This is a genomic window from Haloglomus irregulare (genome assembly GCF_007421925.1).
Lineage (GTDB): Archaea > Halobacteriota > Halobacteria > Halobacteriales > Haloarculaceae > Haloglomus > Haloglomus irregulare.
This window is the reverse complement of the sequence record NZ_QMDX01000012.1, coordinates 34,094-53,719: the sequence shown is the minus strand read 5'-3', so window position 1 is coordinate 53,719 and position 19,626 is coordinate 34,094. Positions and strand designations below refer to the sequence as shown.

The window sequence follows — 19,626 nt, the reverse complement described above, 5'->3', positions numbered from 1 at the left end:
GAGCCCGGCGCCCGTTCGGCAACGAATGGCAAACCCTTAATCCCGTGGCGAGTCAATCCCGACCGTTCCGATGGGTATACGCCCCTTCAGCGCGCCGTTCGCGGAGCCCGTCGCCAGCCACGGCGCCACGCTCCCACTCCAGGGACTACCGTCGCTTCCGGCAGTGGGCACCAGCACCCTGACGCTCGTCGGGGTCGTGATGATCGTCCTCCTCATCGCCCTCTCGGGGTTCTTCTCCTCCTCGGAGATCGCCATGTTCTCGCTGGCCCCGCATCGCGTGGAGTCGCTGGTCGAGGAACAGGTGTCCGGCGCCGAGGCGATGGCCGAACTGAAATCAAACCCACACCGCCTGCTGGTGACCATCCTCGTCGGCAACAACATCGTCAACATCGCGATGTCGTCCATCGCGACGGGGCTGTTCGCGCTCTACCTCTCGCAGGGCGCGGCCGTTGCGGCCGCCACCTTCGGGATTACCGCGCTCGTCCTGCTGTTCGGCGAGAGCGCACCCAAGTCCTACGCCGTCGAGAACACGGAGTCGTGGGCGCTCCGCATCGCCCGCCCGCTGCAGATAGCCGAACGCGTCCTGCTACCGCTGGTCGTCCTCTTTGACTATCTCACGCGCGTCGTCAACAGGATGACCGGCGGCCGGTCGGCCATCGAGACCTCCTACGTCACGCGCGACGAGATCCGCGACATCATCGAGACCGGCGAGCGGGAGGGCGTCATCGAGGAGGACGAGCGCGAACTCCTCCATCGCGTCTTCCGGTTCAACAACACCATCGCAAAGGAGGTGATGACCCCGCGGCTCGACATGACCGCCGTCTCGAAGGAGGCCTCCATTCAGGAAGCCCTGGAGACGGCCGTCCAGTCCAGCCACGCCCGGCTCCCCATCTACGAGGGGTCGCTGGACAACATCATCGGCGTCGTCCACATCCGCGACCTCGTGCGCGACCTCAACTACGGGGAGGGGGAGTCCGGGGAACTCACGCTGGAGTCGCTCATCGAGCCGACGCTGCACGTCCCCGAGTCGAAGAACGTCGACGAGCTCCTCGCCGAGATGCGCCAGAACCGGATGCACATGGTCATCGTCATCGACGAGTTCGGCACCACCGAGGGGCTCGTCACGATGGAGGACCTCACCGAGGAGATCGTCGGGGAGATCCTCGAGGGCGAGGAGGAGGAGCCCATCGAGTTCCTCAGCGACGAGACGGCGCTCGTCAGGGGGGAACTCAACATCGAGGAACTCAACGAGTCGCTCGACATCGACCTCCCCGAGGGCGAGGAGTTCGAGACCATCGCCGGCTTCATCTTCAACCGGGCCGGCCGCCTCGTCGAGGAGGGCGAACTCATCTCCTACGAGGGCGTCGACATCCGCGTCGAGGAGGTCGAGAACACCCGCATCATGAAGGCCCGACTCACCGTCACCGACGAGTACGGCGACTCGGACGGGGAGGCAAAGGCCGACGAGGTCGCCACCGACTAGCACGGGCGTTCCCGACGCCCCGGGGGTCGCTCCACACACGCGGACCCCGCCCGAACGGGCTGCAGCTGTTCGGGCGATGGCGCCGTACCGCTCGGACGATGTCCCAGGACGTGACGCCGGAGGTCGGCGGCGAGGCGTATCCTGGGCGGTTCGGCGAGCCGAGCGGGGGGAGCGACCGGGGGGTGCTGATGATTCCGGGGGCGGGCCACGGGCCGTTCGGCGACCTGTTCCTCCGGGACCACGGGCGGGTCATCGAGGAGACGCTGGCTCCTGTCGGCGTCGGGTCGGCGTGAGGAGCAGCGTCGACCCGCGGACCCGGTCGCGCTGTAGCTGACGGCGGTTCAGTCGTCGGCGCTTGCGGGGTCCGGGTCCTCGTGGGCCTCCTCGGAGTCGATGTGGTGGCCACATTCCGGGCAGGTCACGTGGTCGTGGCGGAGCGCGGCCGAGGACTCCCGGACCTCGCGCATCACCTCACTGATGCGGTCCTCGGCGGCGAGTTCCTCCTCGACGGTGAGCTCGACCCCCTCCACCTCGAGGAGGAACTTGGCGACCTCCGTCACCTCGTACATCAACTCGTCGAGCTCCTCGGCGGTGTAGAAGTCGCACATCGCACCGTAAAGAAAGGTCGCGCCGGACTTGCGGACCTTGTCCTTGAACGAGGCGCGGGCCTGGTTCACCGCCTGTGGCGTGTAGGTATCGGTCATGAACGGGACGAGATGCGGCAGGTTCTCGCCGATCTTCGTCATCTCGACGCCGGTCTCGGTGCGGAAGTCCGCGCAGAGCCGGGCGATGGCCCACTCGCGGGCGGTGATGTAGGTCCGGTCCCGGAGGAAGTCGTTGGCCCGGTCGTAGGTCGCCCCGTCCATCTTCTTGAACCGGTCGTACTTCCGGACGTCCTCGGGCACGTCCGGTGCCATGGGGGTCGTCGGGTCGTCGGCACCGGCGGCCCGTTCGACGGCCGGCTCCGCCGGCTCGGGGTCCCGTGGCGTCGGCGAGGGGTCCGCGCTGTCGACGTCCGGCTCCCCGTCCGGTCGTCCGTCGGCCTCGTCAGTCATACTGCCGGGTCCGGGCGTGTCGGTCAAAGGGGTGTCGGCGGCGTCGGACGGGCCGATGACGGCCGACCGACGGCCCGCCCGTTCGGACGTCGTCGTCGGGGTAATCCGGGGGTTCAACAGGCGGGGGCGTGTCACCCCACCCGTGTTCATCGGTCCCGACCCCGACCCGGCGCCCGTCGACGCGACGGTCGACGTGGAACTGGGTTTCACCCTCCCGCACCGCGACGTCCGGCCCGCGGTCGAGTGGGCCGCGAGCGAGGGGTTCGACCACGTCGAGGTACTGCTCGACGGGCCGAACGCCCGCTCCCGAGCGGCCGCCTGGCGCGACCCGCTCGCGGCCGCGCTGGCCGATACCGGCCTCGACTGTGTCGTCCACCTCCCGTTCGCGCTGGACCTCGGCTCGCCGTTCGGGCCCGTCCGGGACGGGGCCGTCCGGGAGTGCCGCGCCTGTCTCGACCTCGCGGCCGAGCTGGACGCGTCGAAGGCCGTCTTCCACCCCGCCTCGGACGCCTGGGACCTGGGCTGGACGGACGCCGAGCGCCGGGAGTTCGCCGTCGACGGCTGCCGGCGCGTCGTGCGGGCGGCCCGCGAGCGCGACGTCCCGCCGGTCCCCGAGAACGTCATCGACGGCCCCTTCGTCGCGCCGGAGTTCGACGACCTGTTCGCCGCGCTCGGCGGCGCCGCCGACGGCCTCGGCACGACCTTCGACACCGCCCACGCCGTGCTCGGGGAGCCGGCCGTCGACCTCGGGACGCACGCCGCGGCCAACGCCGGCCGCATCGACCATCTCCACCTCTCGGATACCCGTGGCGGCAGCGACGAACACCTCCCGGCGGGGATGGGCGAGATCGACCTCGCCGGCCTGTTCTCGTCGCTGGACGGCTGGTCCGGCACCGCGACGCTGGAGGTCGGGACGCGGGACCTCGAGACCATCGCGCTCGGCAAGCGCCACGTCGACCGCCTGCTCGGACGGTAGTGGCGCCCTGCCGCCTCGGACGGTCGGCATCGCCGGGGCAGGCCACACCACGCCGGCACCGACCGCCGCCGGCAGGAACCGGTCGGTCGACCGCTGGCGGGTGGCGATGGACGTCCCGCGAATGTCGGTGATCTCCAGTGCCACGTCCGTAGCTCCTGCGTGGGCCCGCGGGCACGCGACCACGACTAACAGCAGAACGGGGACGATATCCTGTCGATACCGGAGATATTCCGACGGAGCCGTCGGATGACGCCCGGTATCGGCCGCAACCTCGGAGGAATCCGCATAGGTGGAAAACCGCGCGCGTTCGGAACCCCCCGCTACTCCGGGGCGTCCTCCAGAGCGGCCTCGTAGAGTTGCTCGCCCTGCTCGGTCGAGACGGTGAGGTCCGGGACGGGGACGGGCGAGTTCGCCTCGTCGATGGCGACGAACACCATGTAGCAGTTCGTGGTCAGCTCCCGGCGGCCGCTCCTGAGGTCCTCGCGGTACACCTGCGCCCGGACGTTCACGCTGGAGCGGCCGGCGCCGTAGACGTAGGCGTCGATGAAGGCCGTCTCGCCGACCGGGACGGGCTGCTTGAAGTTCACCTCGTCCATGTGGGCGGTGACGCAGGTCTCGCCGGAGAACCGCACCGCACTCATCGCGCCGGCCTCGTCCATCCACTTCAGGACGTTCCCCCCGTGCGCGGCGCCGAGGGTGTTGGCGTGGTTGGGCTGGACCATCCACCGGTTCTGAATCCGCGTGTCGACCAGGTCTGGCATGTGCAGGGGTTCGCTGGTGGGGGAGAAAAAGCGCGTGGCCCGTTCCCGGATGCCGGTGTCCGGGCGACCACGCCGCTCAAGAGCCCACATCCCCACGTGAGTAGTAGTGAGCGAACCGGAGCCGGTCGCAGGTGCGGACGCCTTCGCCCACCTGCACGCGGACGTTCGAGCGGCGCTCTCCGAGCGGGGGTTCACCACGCCGACGGAGCCACAGCGTCGCGCTATCCCGCCGCTGGCCCGGGGGGATGACTGTCTGGTCGTCGCGCCGACCGGCACCGGCAAGACCGAGACGGCGATGCTGCCGGTCTTCTCGGCCATCGCCGGCCGGGAGCCGACCCACGGGGTCCAGGCGCTGTACATCACGCCGCTGCGGGCGCTCAACCGCGATATGCGCGAGCGGCTGGAGTGGTGGGGCGAGGAACTCGGCGTGGAGGTCGATGTCCGACACGGGGACACGACGGACTACCAGCGCTCGAAGCAGGCCGACGACCCGCCGGACGTACTGGTGACGACGCCGGAGACGCTGCAGGCGATGTTCACCGGCAAGAAGCTCCGGCGGGCGCTGGCCGATGTCGCCCACGTCGTCATCGACGAGGTCCACGAACTCGCGGCGGCCAAGCGCGGCGCGCAGCTCACAGTCGGACTGGAACACCTCCGCGAGTACGCCGACGGGTTCCAGCGGGTCGGCCTCTCGGCGACCGTCGGCGACCCCACGGAGGTGGGGCGCTTTCTCACCGGTGGTCCCGAGCCGACGATCGTCGAGGTGGACGTGGGCTCGCGGCTCGACATCGAGGTCCGGGAGCCCCGGGTGACCGAGCGCGACGAGCGGCTGGCCGGCCAGCTGATGACCGAGGCCACCGTCGCCAGCCACGTCCGCGTCATCGACGACCTCGTCCGCGAGCACGAGGCCACGCTCGTCTTCGTCAACACCCGCCAGACCGCGGAGGCGTTGGGCTCGCGGCTGAAGGAACTCGGGACGAACATCGGCATCCACCACGGCTCGCTGTCGAAGTCGGCCCGTATCGACGTGGAGGACGGCTTCAAGGCCGGCGAGCTGGACGGGCTACTCTGCACCTCCTCCATGGAGCTGGGCATCGACGTGGGCCACATCGACCACGTCGTCCAGTACCAGTCCCCGCGGCAGGTCTGCCGGCTGCTCCAGCGGGTCGGCCGCGCGGGCCACCGCCGCGACCAGGTCTCCTCGGGGACGGTCATCACGACCCGCCCGGACGACACCTTCGAGGCGCTGGCCATCGCCGAGCGCGCCCTCGACGGCGACGTGGAGCCAGCACGACTCCACGACGGCAGCCTCGACACGGTCGCGAACCAGCTCTGCGGCCTGCTGATGGGTTTCGGCGAGATATCCGCGCGCGGCGCCTACGAGATCATCACGCGGGCTTACCCCTTCCGCGACCTCGACGAGGGCGAGTTCAAGGAGGTCGTCCGCGAGCTGAGCGAGAACCGCGTCCTCTGGCTGGACGAGGACGCCGACCGGCTCGAGAAGTCCCGTGGCACCTGGCAGTACTTCTACGCCAACCTCTCGATGATCCCCGACGAGGCCAACTACACCGTCGAGGACATGGCCTCCGGGCGGACGGTCGGTACCCTCGCGGAACGGTTCGTCGTCAACTTCGCCGGCCCTGGCGAGGTGTTCATCCAGGGCGGCGAGATGTGGCGCATCACGGAGGTCGACGAGGAGGAGGAGGCGGTGAAGGTGACGCCCGTGGAGGACCCCGGCGGCGAGGTCCCCTCCTGGGTCGGCCAGGAGATCCCCGTCCCCTACGACGTGGCCCAGCACGTCGCCCGCATCCGGGAGCAGGCCGGCCGCCGGTTCGAACGCGGCGCGGGCCGCGACACCGTCGCCCGGTGGGTGGCCGACGCCTACCCGACGGACGAACACACCGCACACTCCGCGCTGGAGCAGGTCGTCGACCACGTCGACGCCGACGCCCCCGTCCCCGGCCCCTCGCGGGTCGTGGTCGAGTTCAAGGCCCGCGAGGTGGTCCTCAACGCCTCGTTCGGCCACCGGACGAACGAGACGCTGGGACGGGTGCTCTCTGCGCTGCTGGGCCAGCAGTCGGGCTCCAGCGTCGCGATGGAGGTCGACCCGTACCGCATCGAGCTGGAGGTCCCCGGCGGCATCCGGGCGAGCGACGCCATCGACACGCTGGAGACCACCGACCCGGACCACCTCCGGCCGCTGGTCGAGCTCTCGCTGAAGAACGCGGACTCCCTGAAGTTCAAGCTCGCGCAGGTGGCGGCCAAGTTCGGTGCGTTGAAGCGGTACCGCGGCGCTGGCGCCGCGAACTTCGGCCGCGACCGCCTCCTCGCGGCGCTGCAGGACTCGCCGGTCTACGACGAGGCCGTCCGGGAGACCCTCCACGAGGACCTCGCCGTCGGCCGAGCCGCGGACGTCCTCCGGCGACTCCAGGCGGGGGGCGACGGGGCTCCGGCGGCCGACGCGAACCACGGGCTCGTTCCCATCGGTATCGAGGTCATCGGCCAGCGGACCCCCATCGGCCTGGGCGGGCGCTCCTCCGGTCGCGAACTGCTCGCGCCGGAGAACGCGGACGCGAGTGTCATCGCGACGGTGAAGGACCGGCTGCAGAACGACCGCGTCATCCTGTTCTGCTGTCACTGCCACGACTGGGACCGGCGCCAGCAGGTCAAGCGGGTCCCCGACCAGCCCGAATGTCCCGACTGTGGCTCGACGCGGGTCGCGGCGCTGAACCCCTGGGCCGACGAGGTCGTCCAGGCCGTCCGCGCGAGTGAGAAGGACGAGGACCAGGAGAAACAGACCGAGCGCGCCTACCGCGCCGCGAGCCTGGTCCAGAGCCACGGCAAGCAGGCGGTCATCGCGCTGGCTGCCCGCGGTGTCGGGCCCCACAACGCCGCGCAGGTCATCAACAAGCTCCGTGAGGACGAGGACGACTTCTACCGGGACATCCTGACCAAGGAGCGTCAGTACGCCCGGACGAAGTCGTTCTGGGACTGAACCGACGCGGGAGCGATGTTCGTAGGGTTTCGGGTTTACGCTCCGGATAAAATGGAGATGGTCGGTACTGGTCTCGAACCACGTCCCGCTGGATAAAGATGATGCTCGTTCAGCCGTTGCCGCTCCGCTGGGCCGCGTGAACTCTCTGCACACCGGGAAACCGCTTAACTGGCCCGCGGCCACGCTACAGACCATGTCGGACCCGTTCGGTCGCGCGGTCCGCGACCACCACGAGGGGACCCGCGAGTCGGCACTCCTCCAGCGGGACGGTCCAGAGACGCTCGAGCATCCCATCGAGGCGTTCTATTTCGACGACTTCGCCCCCGAGGAGGACCCGTGGCTGACCGACGCCCTCTCCGGGCCGCTGCTCGACCTGGGCTGTGGGGCCGGCCACCACGCCCTGGCGTTCCAGGAGCAGTTCGAGACCATCGCGACCGACGTCGACGATGACCTGGTCGCCGTGGTGAGCGACCGCGGCGTCGAGGACGCCCGGGTCGTCGACATGTTCGCCCTCCGGGACTCGTTCGAGCGCGACCGGTTCGGGAGCGCGCTCACCATCGGCACGCAGGTCGGCCTCGCCGGTTCGATGGCCGGTCTGCGACTGTTCCTCGACGATCTGGCGTTCGTGACTACCCCGGACGCGACGGCGGTGCTCGACAGTTACGACCCCGCGAACGTCGACCCGGACGGGCTGCTCGGCTACCGGTCGCGGCCGGGACGCGGACTGGCCCACCGCGTCTTCCACTTCGAGTACGAGGGCACCGTCGGCCCGACGCTCCTGTTCCTCCTGTTCGGACCCGACCGGCTCCGGGACGCGACCGTGGGAACCGGCTGGCGACTGGACGACGTGGACCGAGGCGATGACGGTGTCCACTACCGGGCACGGCTTGAGCGACGCTGAAATCCAAGACGGGTCACGCAGCAACCCTCCCATGCGCTGACGAGTCGCCGCTGGACCACCGAGCCGGGCGGGGGGGACGCCACTCCTCGTCCGGGTCCGCCAGCGCGGTACCACGGTCCGGCGTCCGGGAGCGGTATCGCCTGCTCGCTCACCCCTGCAGCGACGGCTCCACCGCCTCCAGCGCTTGCTCGAAGTGAGCCCGCGTGATGCGGACCTCGTCGGCGCGTTCGGTCGCCGCCTCCGGCCCCAGGTCGGCCGCGAACTCGCGGATGGCCCGCATCGACGCCTCCCGGACCAGTGCCTCCAGATCCGCGCCGGAGAACCCCTCCGTGACGGGCACGAACTCGTCGAGATCGACGTCGTCGGCGAACGGCTTGCCCCGGCCGTGGACCCGGAGGACGGCGCGACGGCCCGCGGCGTCCGGCGCGGGCACCTCGACGTGTGCCTCCAGCCGCCCCGGGCGCAGCAGCGCGGGGTCCAGCGCGTCCCGACGGTTGGTGGCCGCCAGCACCACCACGTTCGGGTTGTCCTCCAGCCCGTCGAGTTCGGTCAGCAGTTGCGAGACGACGCGCTCGGTCACCTCCTGCTGGCCGGCCCCCCGGGCCCCGGCGACGGCGTCGATCTCGTCGAAGAAGAGGATCGACGGTGCGGACTGTCGCGCGCGGTCGAACACCTCGCGGACGGCGCGTTCGGACTCGCCGACGTAGCGGTCCAGCAGCTCCGGACCGTCGACGGCGATGAAGTTGACCTCGGACTCGCCGGCCAGCGCCCGCGCCAGCAGTGTCTTGCCCGTCCCGGGCGGGCCGTGCAGGAGGACGCCGCTGGGCGGGTCCGTCCGGGTCGCCTCGAACAGCGCGCCGTACTGGAGCGGCCACTCGACGGCCTCCTGCAGCGTCCGCTTTGCCCCGTCCAGCCCGCCCACGTCGTCGAAGGTCGCGTCGGGCGCTTCGGCGACGTACTCGCGCATCGCGCTCGGCTCGACGGCGCTCAACGCGGTCTCGAAGTCGGTCCTCGTGACCGTGAGCGGGTCGCGGTCCGCGCGGTCCCGTAGCGCCACCATCCCGGCCTCCTTCACGAGCGACGCGAGGTCCGCGCCGACGAAGCCGTGCGTGCGCTCGGCGTACGCGTCGAGATCCACGTCCTCGGCCAGCCGGACGCCCCGGGTGTGGACATCCAGTATCTCCCGGCGACCCGCTGCCCGCGGCGCGCCGATCTCGATCTCGCGGTCGAAGCGCCCGCCCCGCCGGAGTGCCGGGTCGATGCTGTCGACACGGTTGGTCGCGCCGATGACGACCACCTCGCCGCGGCCGTCCAGCCCGTCCATCAGGGTCAGTAGCTGCGCGACCAGTCGGTTCTCCATGTCCGCCTCCTCGTCGCGCGCGCCGGCGATGGAGTCGATCTCGTCGATGAAGACGACCGCGGGGGCGCTCGTCTCGGCCCGGTCGAAGGTCTCGCGGAGCCGCTCCTCGCTGTCGCCCTTGTACTTCGAGACGACCTCCGGGCCGGAGATGGTCTCGAAGTGGGCATCGACCTCGCTCGCGACTGCCTTCGCGATGAGCGTCTTGCCCGTCCCCGGCGGCCCGTGCAGCAGCACGCCCTTCGGCGGGTCGATGCCGAGCTGGCGGAACAGCTCCGGCTCGGAGAGCGGCAGCTCGATCATCTCCCGGACGAGGTCCAGCTCCTCGTCCAGCCCACCGATGTCCTCGTAGGTGACGTTCAGTTGCGCGCCGGCATCGCCCTCCGCCGGGCTCCCGGTCTCGACAGTCGTCGCGCCCTCGTCGCCGACTGTCCCTCCGGCAGAGGGGGTGCCCGACCCCCCCGAGCTGTCGGTCCGAGCGGCACCATCGCCCGCGTCCCGGTCGGGATGCGAGATGACCCGAACGTCGGTCCGCCCGGTCACCCGGACCGTCCCGTCGGGGTCGGTCGCGCGGATGGTCGCCCGCGCCCCGAGTCGTTCGAGCCGGACCGTCTCGCCCGCCCGCAGGGGCCGGTCCAGCAGGTCCCGCCGCACCGCCTCCAGCGTCGCCTCGTCCAGCTCCACGGGGACGTCCAGCGCGATTTCGGTCGCGTCGGCCACCGATACCGGCCGCACCGCCACCTCGTCGCCGATGGTGATGCCCGCGTTCGCGCGGGTGTCGGCGTCGATGCGGATGCCGTCCACGTCACCGCCGGGCCACACCTTCGCGACCGTGGGACGCTCGCCCTCCACGACGACCGTGTCGCCGCTGAGGACCCCCAACTGCCGGCGGGCGTGCTCGGGAAGCCGGGCCACGCCCCGCCCGGCGTCGCGCTTCTCGGCCCCCTGGACGACGAGCCGCACGCCCCGGTCGCCCTCATCGCTCATACCGGTAGGAAGGGCCGGCCGACGGATTACCGTTGTGGGGCCACTGGCTGCGGGAGCCCGGCGAATCGGGGGTGGAGCCTGCCCACCGGCGATACAACTCCCCAGGCAGTGTGATATCGACCGAAACCTCGGGATACGTCCATCCTGGCTCCTGTTGTCCGAGAACAACGTGTAGTAGTGTAGTTGAACCGGCGGCGGGCGTTCCTCTACCGCGCGAGCGCGGTTCGACTGGCACGAGGACGCTGCAGGCGGCCGAGGCCACCGAGGGCGTCCGGGACGGCCGGAAGCTCAGTACTTGGGCTCCGCCCCGGTCGTCTCGTAGACGTCGTCCATGATGGCGTCGCGGTCGGCCCGCCAGGCGTCGAACCCCGCGGGTGTGTCGGGGTACCGGTCGTAGTGATCCGTCAGACGGTCGGCGAGCTGTTTGGCCCGGTAGAAGTCGTAGAGCGTGCCCCAGTGGCCGAACGACTTGATCGCGGTCCGGGCCATCAGCCCGAGGCCGACATCGGCCTTCCCGTCGTACAGCTGTTCGGAGAGCTTGTCGGCGGGGAGCGAGGCCAAAAGCGCCATCAGCTCGTCGAGGTCGTAGGCGGTGGTGAAGATGTTGTACACGTCGAGCGCAGCGTAGCGCCCGCCGAAGTGGTCCATCACGCGCTCGTTGTACGACCAGAGGACGTCCTCGGAGACGTCCCCCCGTTCGAGCGCGTCGATGGCGGCGTCGCCGGCGTAGGTGCCGGCGTAGGCGGCGCCCGCGATGCCGCCGCCGGTGGTGGGGTTGACGTGGGCCGCGGCGTCGCCGACGGACATGAAGCCCGGCGCGGTGGCCGAGTCGTACGGTCGCCGGGTCGGGAGCGCGGCCCCGAGCTTGTCCTTGACCTCGGCGTTCTCGAACTCCGGCCGGGTCTGCATGTCGTCGCGGAGGTCGCCGACGAGCTTCATCGGCTCCTCGTTCATCTGGAAGCCGAGCCCGGCGTTGATCTCCGTCTCGGTGCGCGGGAAGTACCAGAGGTAGCCGGCCGCGCGCTTGGTCGGCTTGAAGACGAGCGCGTCGTGGTAGTCGACCGGCTCGTCGACCTCGATGATCTCCCGGTAGGCGGAGGCGAACTGCGAGAACTGGACGTTCGTGTCGAAGGTGGCGTCGCCGAGGTCGGCCTCGTCCTGGAGGATGGAGAGGGAGCCGGCGCCGTCGATGACGATGTCGGCGTCGTAGTGGGCCGGGTCACCCTTCCGGATGCCGCTGATGCCCGTGACGCGGCCGTCCTCGTCCTGGATGACGGTCTGGATGACGGTGTCGTAGTGGAAGTCGACGCCGGCGGACTCGGCCCCCTCGATGAGGAGTTCGCCGAACAGCTTGCGGTCGATGACCGCCAGCTCGCCGGGGACGGGGATGTCCAGCACGGCGTCCTCGGCGGGGATCTCGAACTGGCCGTGGTCGACCACCGTGTTCGTCAGCGCGGGTTCGAGCCTGGACTTGGAGATGACCTCGGGGAACTTATCGGCCCCTTTCAGCGCGTCGCCACAGGCGATATGACCCGCCTCCTCGACGGTCTTGCGCTCGACGATGGTCACGTCGTAGCCGGCCTCGGCGATCGTCGCCGCCGCGTAGCAGCCCGCCGTCCCGGCGCCGACGACCGCGACATCGACCTCGTGCGTATGCCGGGTCCCCGACGCCGTCCCGGCATCGTCGGTACTCATACCATCTGTTCGTCCCCGGACCGGCAAAACTCTTTATTACCGACCCGGTCGCCGTCGGCCTCCGAGGCCGCCGCGTTCGACAAGAGTTTTGGTCACTGTTGGCGAACCCGTCATCATGACCGAGTACACCGTCGAGTTCGTCGGGACGGGCGAGACCATCACCTGTTCCGACAAGGAGACCATCCTGAAACGGTGCATCGAGGCGGGGATCGCCCAGGAGTACTCCTGCCGCGTCGGCATGTGCCTGGCCTGCTCGGCCGAGATCCTCGAGGGCGAGGTCGAGCAGACCGTCGCCGTCCGCCGTGGCCTCACCGAGGAGGAGGCCGAGGACTACGCGCTCACCTGCATGGCCCGGCCACTGTCGGACCTGCGGCTGGAGCGCGGGAAATACCCGCCGAGCATCGAGAACGACATCCAGCAGATGGGCGGCGAGGCGACGGCCGACGACTGACGCTGCGGGTGCGGCGGTCAGCCGGTGACGAGCGTCGACAGCACCCGCGACTCGGCCTTGCGGAGGTGTTCGTCGACGGTGGAGGGGGCGCAGCCGAGGTCGTCGGCGATGTCCTCGTGTGTGGCACACCGCGGGATCTCGTAGTAGCCCAGATCGACGGCGGTCCGGAACACCTCCAGCTGGCGGTCGGTGAGCGTCGAGAGCATGTCGCCGCGCTCGGGGGTGTACTCCCCGACCTGTTCGACGGTGACCTGTATCGTATCGGGGACCCGGTCCAGCGCCTGCCGGAGCATCTCGTGGGTGCCGACGAGCCGCGTCCGCAGGGCGCCTCGGTCCGTGAACTCGAGGGGCGTATCGATCATCAGCGCGTAGCGCTGGGCGAGCGCCATCAACGAGCCCGCCGGCTCCCCCGGTGGGACGTGGACGTAGCAGTGGAACCGCTCGCCCCGGACGTTCATGATGTCGTAGGCGAGCACCTCCTCCGACCCCTCCAGCGCCGGTGAGAGGTCCTCCGGGTCGCCGTGCAGGCGGTACAGCATCACGCCGGTCCCGTCCCCGAGCGCGTTGACGTGCATCAGCGCCTCGCGCGTGACGTCCGGGACGCTGGCGATGACCTCGTCGACGGGGTGGATGGTCCCACCCTCAGGTGTCAGTGTGAAGTCGAAATATCTCATTGGCGCTCCGCGTTCGGGGGTTGCCACTGGGTCCACCGGATGCCTGTTAGGCGTTTCGGCCGCCGCGCCCCCCGAACCCGTCCGGCTCGTCGAGGGGCGCCCACCCGACCCCCGCGAACTGTTCCCGTGCCACGTAACATAACAACTACCGGTGATGAGCGGGTGAACGTTATTAAGTCTACCGTCGGCGGGTCACAGGGCCGTCGAACGCGGGGGACGGCCCGGTACCGCGACAGCCCCGGCGTGTCGCCAGCTGGTCGTCGGGTCCCCGACTCAGAGTTCGTCGTACCGCGCCTCCAGGTCGAGCATCGGCGCGCGGTAGTCGCGGTCGAGTTCGACGCCGTACTCGCGCTGCTCGCGTTCCGAGAGGCGCCACGGTCGGTGGGCGTACTCCGCGGGGAGCCCGTCCAACTCGGGCAGCCAGTGGGTCACGTACTCGGCGCCGGGGTCGTACCGTTCGGCTTGCCCGAGCACGTTGAAGTAGTTGTCCCGGGAGTCGTTGCCGACGCCGGCCTGGTACGCCCAGTTCCCCCAGTTCGAGGCGACGTCGTAGTCGACCAGCCGCGCCTGGAAGTACCCCGCCCCCATCCGCCAGTCGACAGCCAGCGCGTCGGCCAGGAAGGAGGCGACGTTCTGCCGCCCCCGGTTGGACATGTAGCCCGTCCGGTTCAGCTCGCGCATGTTGGCGTCGACGAAGGGGATGCCCGTCTCGCCGGCCGCCCATCGCTCGAACGCCTCGCGGGCTTCCGGCCCGGACCGCCACTCCTTCTCCACGTCGCGGATGCCGTTGGGGTCGAAGAAGTCGGCTCCGTGCTTCACGAACTGGAACTGGAAGAAGTCCCGCCAGAGCAACTCGAACACGAGCCAGTAGGTGTCCTGGTTGGAGACCCGCTCGTCCTCGTACCGGCCGACCTCGGCGTGGACGTACCGCGGCGAGAGGCAGCCGTGGGCCAGCCACGCCGAGAACTTCGAGGAGTAGTCCGCCCCGAGCAGGCCGTTCCGGGTCTCCTTGTACTCCCGGAGGTGGTCGCCCTCCCAGACGTACGCGTCCAGCCGGTCCATCGCGGCCGACTCGCCCCCATCGAACGCGAGCACGCCGCGGTCGTCGACCGTCGCCGCGTCGGGGTCGTGCCCCAGCTCCGCGAGCGTCGGCACCGACTCGCCGGAATCCCCGAACTCCGGCGTCGGCACCGCCTCGGGCGCCGGAACCGGGTCCCGGACGGACGCCTCGCGCTCGACCTCGTCCTTCCACGGGGTGAAGGTGTCCCGGATGTCCGCGTACGGTATCGGGAGGTCGTTGATATGGTAGAGCGTGTGGGTCCAGTGGCGCTCCGTCTCTACGCCCCGGTCCGCGAGCAGCGACCGGACCGCGTGCTCGTCCTCCAGTTCCCCGGTCGCGGGTTCGGTCTGGAGATGGACGACGTCGGCGTCGAACGCCTCGGCCACGGCGGGCACGACGGTCCGCGGGTCGCCGTGCCGGACGAGCAGGTCCCCGCCCCGCTCGCGCAGCGACTCCCGGAGGTCGACTACCGCCTCCCGGCGGAAGCGCCCCCACTGGACACCCCGCTTCGACAACCCGAACATCCCCTCGCCGGCGTGTTCCCGCTCGTCGAACACGTAGACGGGAACGACGGTATCGGCAGCCTCGACGGCCGCCGCCAGCGTTTCGTTATCGTGTACCCGCAGGTCGTCGCGGAACCAGACCACGGCTGTCTCGGACATGAGAACGTAGTCGAACGGTAGGGCGCGGGGCCCCTGAACCCACGGTCCCCGGCAGAGCGGACGCGAATCATCGGGAAATACGGGGTCTTCGGCTCGAGCGGACGCTTCCGAACGGTAATATCTCTGGTCTCTCGGATACGTTCGGACCGCTCATCCGAACACCTCGACCGTCCGCGTCCGCGGGCCGTCGCACTCGACCAGCAGGACCGACTCCCAGGTCCCCGTCTCGAGCGCGCCCTCACGAACGGGGAGCGTCTCGGATCCGCCACAGAGCAGTGCTCGCAGGTGCGAATCCGCGTTACCGTCGAGTTCGTCGTGGTGCCACCCCTCGTCGGGGACGACGTCCGCGAGGACCGTCTCGATGTCGCCCATGAGCCGCGGTTCGGCCTCGTTCACCACCACGGCCGCGGTGGTGTGACGGCTGCGGACGGTCACCGCTCCGTCGGCATCGTCGGGAAGGGCGTCACCGACGCGACCAGTGATGTCGATGGCCTGGAGCCGCTCGTCCGTGCTGACCGTTAGCTGTTCGCGCATACGCGTGGCCACGGACTGGTGGTTGAAACCCGCTCCGGCCCCCGCTACTCGTTGCGGAACCGCTGGAAGAGGATGCGGTCCTGCTGGGTGTAGACGTGGTAGGTGGCCGACAGCATCAGGATGACGAAGAAGACGGTCGCCGTGACCGTCACGCCCAGCGCCTCGACGCCGGGGACGCCAAGCAGGACGGCGACGGTGGTGAGCGACCCCAGCAGTCCCAGCCCGAAGTAGAACTCCCCCCACGAGAGCCCGTAGCGCGGGACGACCTCCAGGTAGACCTCCACCTCGCGGACGCGGTCCTGCAGGCAGACCTCCTTCTCCTCGGAGTCGTACGAGAAGATGCCGAACGCCTCGAGCTTGGGGAGGTGGGTCTGGTGGAGCGAGACGTAGACGGACTGGCGCTTCCCGCTCGGTGGCGGGTCCTCGCCGGTCTCGAGGGCCGCGATGGTTTCGGAGAGGTCCCGAACGCCGACCCGGCCGTCGGGCTGCTCCTTCAGGTGTTTGATCGCCAGCCGGCGCCGGTCGTTGCGCAGGATGTCGTGGATGTCACTCGGCTCCATCTCCGGGGGTGTGTCGGGACCGGGCTCCGCGTTTACGCCGCTACCCTTGGACACGAGGAGAGGATTGACCGTGCGGGGTCAAGAAGCTGTCCACGACGTCGGACTCGTGGCGGACGCCCCGGCTCACGCCAGCCACTCGTCCGGCTTCGTGTCGTAATCGATGTCCGTGGCGGCGATCCCCTCGACCGCGTCCCAGGGGAGATCCTCGATGCTGAACTCCTCCCCGTCGTACCGCAGGAGCTTGCCCACCTCCTCGGGCTCGGGCTCGCGGTCCCGGCGCCGGGCGACCTCAACGTCGTGCTCGTCGACCTCCTTGACGATGGTCTTGAGATTGACCGGGCGCCCCCAGAGCTGGAACACGCGCTCGAGCGTCTGGCGGGCCTGCTGGATGTCGAGTATCACGCCGTTGTACTGGTGGGCCAACAGGAGCTCGTTCCGGTTCTCGTAGTTGCCGTCCTCGACGGCGACCGTCGGCTTCCCGAAGTTGGTGAACCGGAGCATCAGCTTCTTCTTCACGTCGCGGTAGTCCGCCGACGTGACCCGGTAGTCGCGGGTGGTGTGGGTGTACTCGTAGGTGAAGTAGTCGTTGTCGTCGACGAACTCCTGCGTGAGGAACTCGTCGAGGAAGGTGACGTCGTTGTGGGACTCGCGGATCTCGCGCATCCGGTCCCAGCCTGCGGCCCGGTCGATGTCCGCCACGGCGGCCGCGACGGAGTCGTACCGGTCGGTGTCGAACAGGTAGCGGGCGATGCGCTCCAGCTCCGACTGGGAGATGCGCTTGAGGAACCCACGGAACGCGGGCTTGACGAGCGAGTAGTGCCGCTCGCAGAGCCCCTCGTATGTCAACACCTTCCAGGGGTAGCTCTCGACGTCGATCTCGCCATCGTGGGCGCGTTCGAGCGCCGCGGCGTCCACGCGCGAGTCGTCGGGGTCCAGCTCGTCGAGATGGCCGACCACGTCGACGAGCCACGGCTCCGGTTCGAGCAGGTCCCGGACGTGGTCGAGGTCGACCGTGTCCTCGAAGTTACGCCAGGTGACACCCTCGACGCGCAGGAGCTTCTCGACGACCTCCCGGCGGTTGGTCGTGTTCTCGACGTAGTTCCACAGCTGCAGCCCCAGTTTGTACGGGTTCAGCCCCGGTGACCCGAGCACGGCGGCCATGTGGTCGGCGTACGAGAGGAACTCGTCGTCCGCGGCGAACGCCTCGTCGGTCATCATCTTCGACTCCCAGTAGGCCGCCCACCCCTCGTTCATCACCTTCGTCATCTTCTGGGGGGCGAAGTAGTAGGCCTCCTTCCGGAGGATCTCGAGGACGTCCCGCTGCCACTCGGTCATCTCGACGGCCTTCTCGGCGTCCTCGTCGTAGGCCTTCCCGTGGTTCCGGAGGAAGGCCAGTACGTCCGTCTCCGGCTCGGCCGGGAAGCGGACCTCCTCATCACCCTCCTGGGCGTCGAGCCACTCCTGGTCGAACACCTGGTCGCGGACCTCGTCGGAGAGGTCGAGCTCGTCCAGCTTCTCGTCGACCATCTCGGCCTCGACGTCCTCGCCGTCGCCGCGGGCCTCGGCCGGGACGAACGCCCGGTGCTGGTCGATGTTGTCCTCCAGACAGAGGACGTGGTCGATCCAGGCCTCGACAGCCTCCCGGTCGATATCGGGGTCCTCCATGTACTCCTGGATGGTCTCGGCGTGCCGTTCCAGCATCGCCGCCGCGTCCGGGTTGTTCGCGAACAGGCCGAACCACTCGTTGTTCTTGAAGAAGTCCGAGTGGGCCTCGACGTGCGTGATGACGGCCTTCTGGTCGGCGAGGTCGTTGGACTCCTGCAGGAACGCGTGGGCCGGGTTGTCGTTGTTGACGATCTCGAACGCCTTGCCGCCCATGAACTGGCCCTGCTTCTGCTGGCGGTCGTACTGCATCCCCCAGCGCCAGTGCGGGTACCGCGTCTGGAACCCGCCGTAGGCGATGAGCTCGTTCATGTCGTCGTAGTCGATGATCCAGTAGCTGACCGGGAACGGATCCAGTCCGAACTTCTCGGCCAGGTTGGCCGCCTCCTCGACGGGCTCCTCCAGTCCCTCGGCGATGCGCTGCTGTTCGATGCGGTCCGGGTTCATGCTGTGACCTCCTCCTGTTCAGTGCTGAGGATCTCGTAGATGGCGTCGACCACGTCCTCGGGCGAGGAGACGTAGGCGACGGCGGCGTTCGAGTCGCCACCGAAATGCTCCTCGACCTCCTCGGCGTGGGTCGCGTTGATCGCGTTGCCCGAGGGCTGGGTCTCCACGTAGGCGTGGAGGTTGGCGGGAATCTCCTCCATCATCGGGATGACCCGCTCCTCGGTGTCGTTCGAGGAGTTCTCGCTGTCGCCGGCGGCGAACACGTACCGGTTCCACTCGTTCCACGGATACCGCTCCTCCAACAGCTCCGCGGCGAGCTCGTACGCGCTGGAGATGCGGGTCCCGCCACCGCTCCGGATGCCGAAGAACTCGTCGCGCTCGACCTCCCACGCGTCGGCGTCGTGGGCGATGTAGACGAACTCCGCGTTGTCGTACTTGCCCGTCAGGTACCAGTCCAGCGGCGTGAACGTCCGCTCGACCAGCTCGCGCTTCTGCTCCCGCATCGACCCCGACACGTCGCGGATGTTGACGACGACGACGTTCTTCTCGCGCTCCTCGATGATCTCCGGGTAGCGGTACCGCTCGTCGTCGCGCCGGAACGGGACCTGATCGACACCCTCCCGGCGGATGCGGGTCGCGGTCGACTCGCGGTCGACCTCGGCCTCCATCTCCTCGATGCTGGCCCACCGGTCGCGCTCCGCGGCCGGGATCTCCTCGTACGCGGTCTCGATCCACGCCCGCGAGACGGGGACGTGCTGCTCGCGCGCCCAGTCGAACACCGTCGACGGACCCCACCCGTCGACGCGAAGCGCCTCCTTCAGGTACTCCTCGTCGAAGTCCATCGCGAGCTTCCGCTTCAGCCCCTGCTTGAACAGCCGCTCGAAATCAAGCGTCGATGCCGGGCCCGAACGGGTGATGTCCGTGAAGTCGCCCTCCTTCTCCTCGACGACCTTCTTCCCCTTCGGGTCGAGGTTGAGGCCGAGTTCCTCGTCGAGCTCCTGGGCGAACTCCTCGGGGTCCATCTCGTAGTACTCGTGCTCGCCGGCCTCCTCGCCCGGCTCGCCCTCCTCGTCGCCCTCCTCGCCCGGCTGTGGCTGTGGCTCGCCGACGGGCTGGCCCACGTCCGGCGTATCGCCGTCGCCCTGCCCGACGCCGCCCATGTCACGCTGGTCGTAGGCGAACTCCGGCAGGTCGACGATCTTGATCGGGACCTTCACCTCGTCCGGGAGGGATTGGCCCATGTCGCCGTACTGGATGAACTCCGAGAGGTCCTGCCGCTTCTCTTCACCGACTTCGCGGTATCGTTCGAGGTCGTCCTTCAGTCCCATTGCTGTATCACCTGATCGGTTGTGTGTCGGTCCCGCGA

16 protein-coding genes are annotated in these 19,626 nt (G+C 69.3%); 6 read left to right on the top strand and 10 right to left on the bottom strand.

Features of this window, described 5'->3' with window-relative positions; all coding sequences use genetic code 11:
• Positions 1-70: 70 nt before the first annotated feature.
• Together DP107_RS15365 and DP107_RS15360 are read left to right on the top strand one after the other, a co-directional pair.
• The gene (locus DP107_RS15365) at positions 71-1,483 is read left to right on the top strand and encodes a hemolysin family protein (RefSeq protein WP_144263020.1); all 1,413 of its coding nucleotides are present in this window, start codon (positions 71-73) and stop codon (positions 1,481-1,483) included.
• A 98-nt stretch (positions 1,484-1,581) separates the two neighbouring features.
• Positions 1,582-1,776, top strand: coding sequence for a hypothetical protein (locus DP107_RS15360; RefSeq protein WP_185977344.1), 195 nt, complete (start codon positions 1,582-1,584; stop codon positions 1,774-1,776).
• Between the two features lie 48 nt (positions 1,777-1,824).
• Here the strand turns inward: DP107_RS15360 and DP107_RS15355 are convergent, their stop codons facing one another.
• Positions 1,825-2,538 (bottom strand): DUF5806 family protein, encoded by a 714-nt coding sequence (locus DP107_RS15355; RefSeq protein ID WP_238330900.1) that lies wholly within the window; start codon positions 2,536-2,538, stop codon positions 1,825-1,827.
• A gap of 142 nt (positions 2,539-2,680) precedes the next feature.
• Between DP107_RS15355 and DP107_RS15350 the strand changes: the two genes are divergently transcribed.
• Entirely contained in the window at positions 2,681-3,514 is an 834-nt protein-coding gene (locus DP107_RS15350) for a sugar phosphate isomerase/epimerase family protein (RefSeq protein WP_202877427.1), read from the top strand.
• Between the two features lie 320 nt (positions 3,515-3,834).
• Here DP107_RS15350 and DP107_RS15345 read toward each other — a convergent pair whose 3' ends face one another.
• Entirely contained in the window at positions 3,835-4,275 is a 441-nt protein-coding gene (locus tag DP107_RS15345; RefSeq protein ID WP_144263018.1) for an acyl-CoA thioesterase, read from the bottom strand.
• 106 nt (positions 4,276-4,381) lie between these two features.
• Here DP107_RS15345 and DP107_RS15340 point away from each other — a divergent pair, with 106 nt between their 5' ends.
• Together DP107_RS15340 and DP107_RS15335 are read left to right on the top strand one after the other, a co-directional pair.
• On the top strand, positions 4,382-7,270 hold the full coding sequence (locus DP107_RS15340; protein WP_144263017.1) for a DEAD/DEAH box helicase: 2,889 nt from the start codon (positions 4,382-4,384) through the stop codon (positions 7,268-7,270).
• Positions 7,271-7,463: 193 nt separating this feature from the next.
• Positions 7,464-8,171, top strand: a complete 708-nt coding sequence (locus DP107_RS15335; protein ID WP_144263016.1) for a class I SAM-dependent methyltransferase — start codon at positions 7,464-7,466, stop codon at positions 8,169-8,171.
• Between the two features lie 148 nt (positions 8,172-8,319).
• Here the strand turns inward: DP107_RS15335 and DP107_RS15330 are convergent, their stop codons facing one another.
• Together DP107_RS15330 and DP107_RS15325 are read right to left on the bottom strand one after the other, a co-directional pair.
• Positions 8,320-10,515 (bottom strand): AAA family ATPase, encoded by a 2,196-nt coding sequence (locus DP107_RS15330; protein ID WP_144263015.1) that lies wholly within the window; start codon positions 10,513-10,515, stop codon positions 8,320-8,322.
• Positions 10,516-10,803: 288 nt separating this feature from the next.
• Positions 10,804-12,210 carry a geranylgeranyl reductase family protein gene (locus tag DP107_RS15325; RefSeq protein WP_144263014.1) on the bottom strand — a complete coding sequence of 469 codons (1,407 nt, stop codon included), beginning with the start codon at positions 12,208-12,210 and terminating at the stop codon, positions 10,804-10,806.
• 115 nt (positions 12,211-12,325) lie between these two features.
• Here DP107_RS15325 and DP107_RS15320 point away from each other — a divergent pair, with 115 nt between their 5' ends.
• A complete protein-coding gene (locus tag DP107_RS15320; protein ID WP_144263013.1) occupies positions 12,326-12,661 on the top strand; it encodes a 2Fe-2S iron-sulfur cluster-binding protein in 336 nt (111 codons plus the stop codon).
• Between the two features lie 17 nt (positions 12,662-12,678).
• On the opposite strand, the gene DP107_RS15315 is transcribed toward DP107_RS15320, so the two are convergent.
• The 6 genes from DP107_RS15315 to DP107_RS15290 all read right to left on the bottom strand — a co-directional run bounded on the left by DP107_RS15315 (position 12,679) and on the right by DP107_RS15290 (position 19,588).
• The gene (locus DP107_RS15315) at positions 12,679-13,335 is read right to left on the bottom strand and encodes a helix-turn-helix domain-containing protein (RefSeq protein ID WP_144263012.1); all 657 of its coding nucleotides are present in this window, start codon (positions 13,333-13,335) and stop codon (positions 12,679-12,681) included.
• Between the two features lie 273 nt (positions 13,336-13,608).
• Positions 13,609-15,057 (bottom strand): DASH family cryptochrome, encoded by a 1,449-nt coding sequence (locus tag DP107_RS15310; protein ID WP_144263011.1) that lies wholly within the window; start codon positions 15,055-15,057, stop codon positions 13,609-13,611.
• A gap of 150 nt (positions 15,058-15,207) precedes the next feature.
• Positions 15,208-15,591, bottom strand: coding sequence for a secondary thiamine-phosphate synthase enzyme YjbQ (locus DP107_RS15305; RefSeq protein ID WP_144263010.1), 384 nt, complete (start codon positions 15,589-15,591; stop codon positions 15,208-15,210).
• A 44-nt stretch (positions 15,592-15,635) separates the two neighbouring features.
• The gene (locus DP107_RS15300) at positions 15,636-16,205 is read right to left on the bottom strand and encodes a DUF7344 domain-containing protein (RefSeq protein ID WP_202877426.1); all 570 of its coding nucleotides are present in this window, start codon (positions 16,203-16,205) and stop codon (positions 15,636-15,638) included.
• 69 nt (positions 16,206-16,274) lie between these two features.
• Positions 16,275-18,260: a SpoVR family protein gene (locus tag DP107_RS15295; protein ID WP_144263009.1), complete on the bottom strand. Its 1,986-nt coding sequence runs from the start codon at positions 18,258-18,260 to the stop codon at positions 16,275-16,277.
• A complete protein-coding gene (locus DP107_RS15290; protein ID WP_144263008.1) occupies positions 18,257-19,588 on the bottom strand; it encodes a YeaH/YhbH family protein in 1,332 nt (443 codons plus the stop codon). Before DP107_RS15290 ends, DP107_RS15295 begins: the two co-directional genes overlap by 4 nt.
• Positions 19,589-19,626 lie beyond the last annotated feature (38 nt).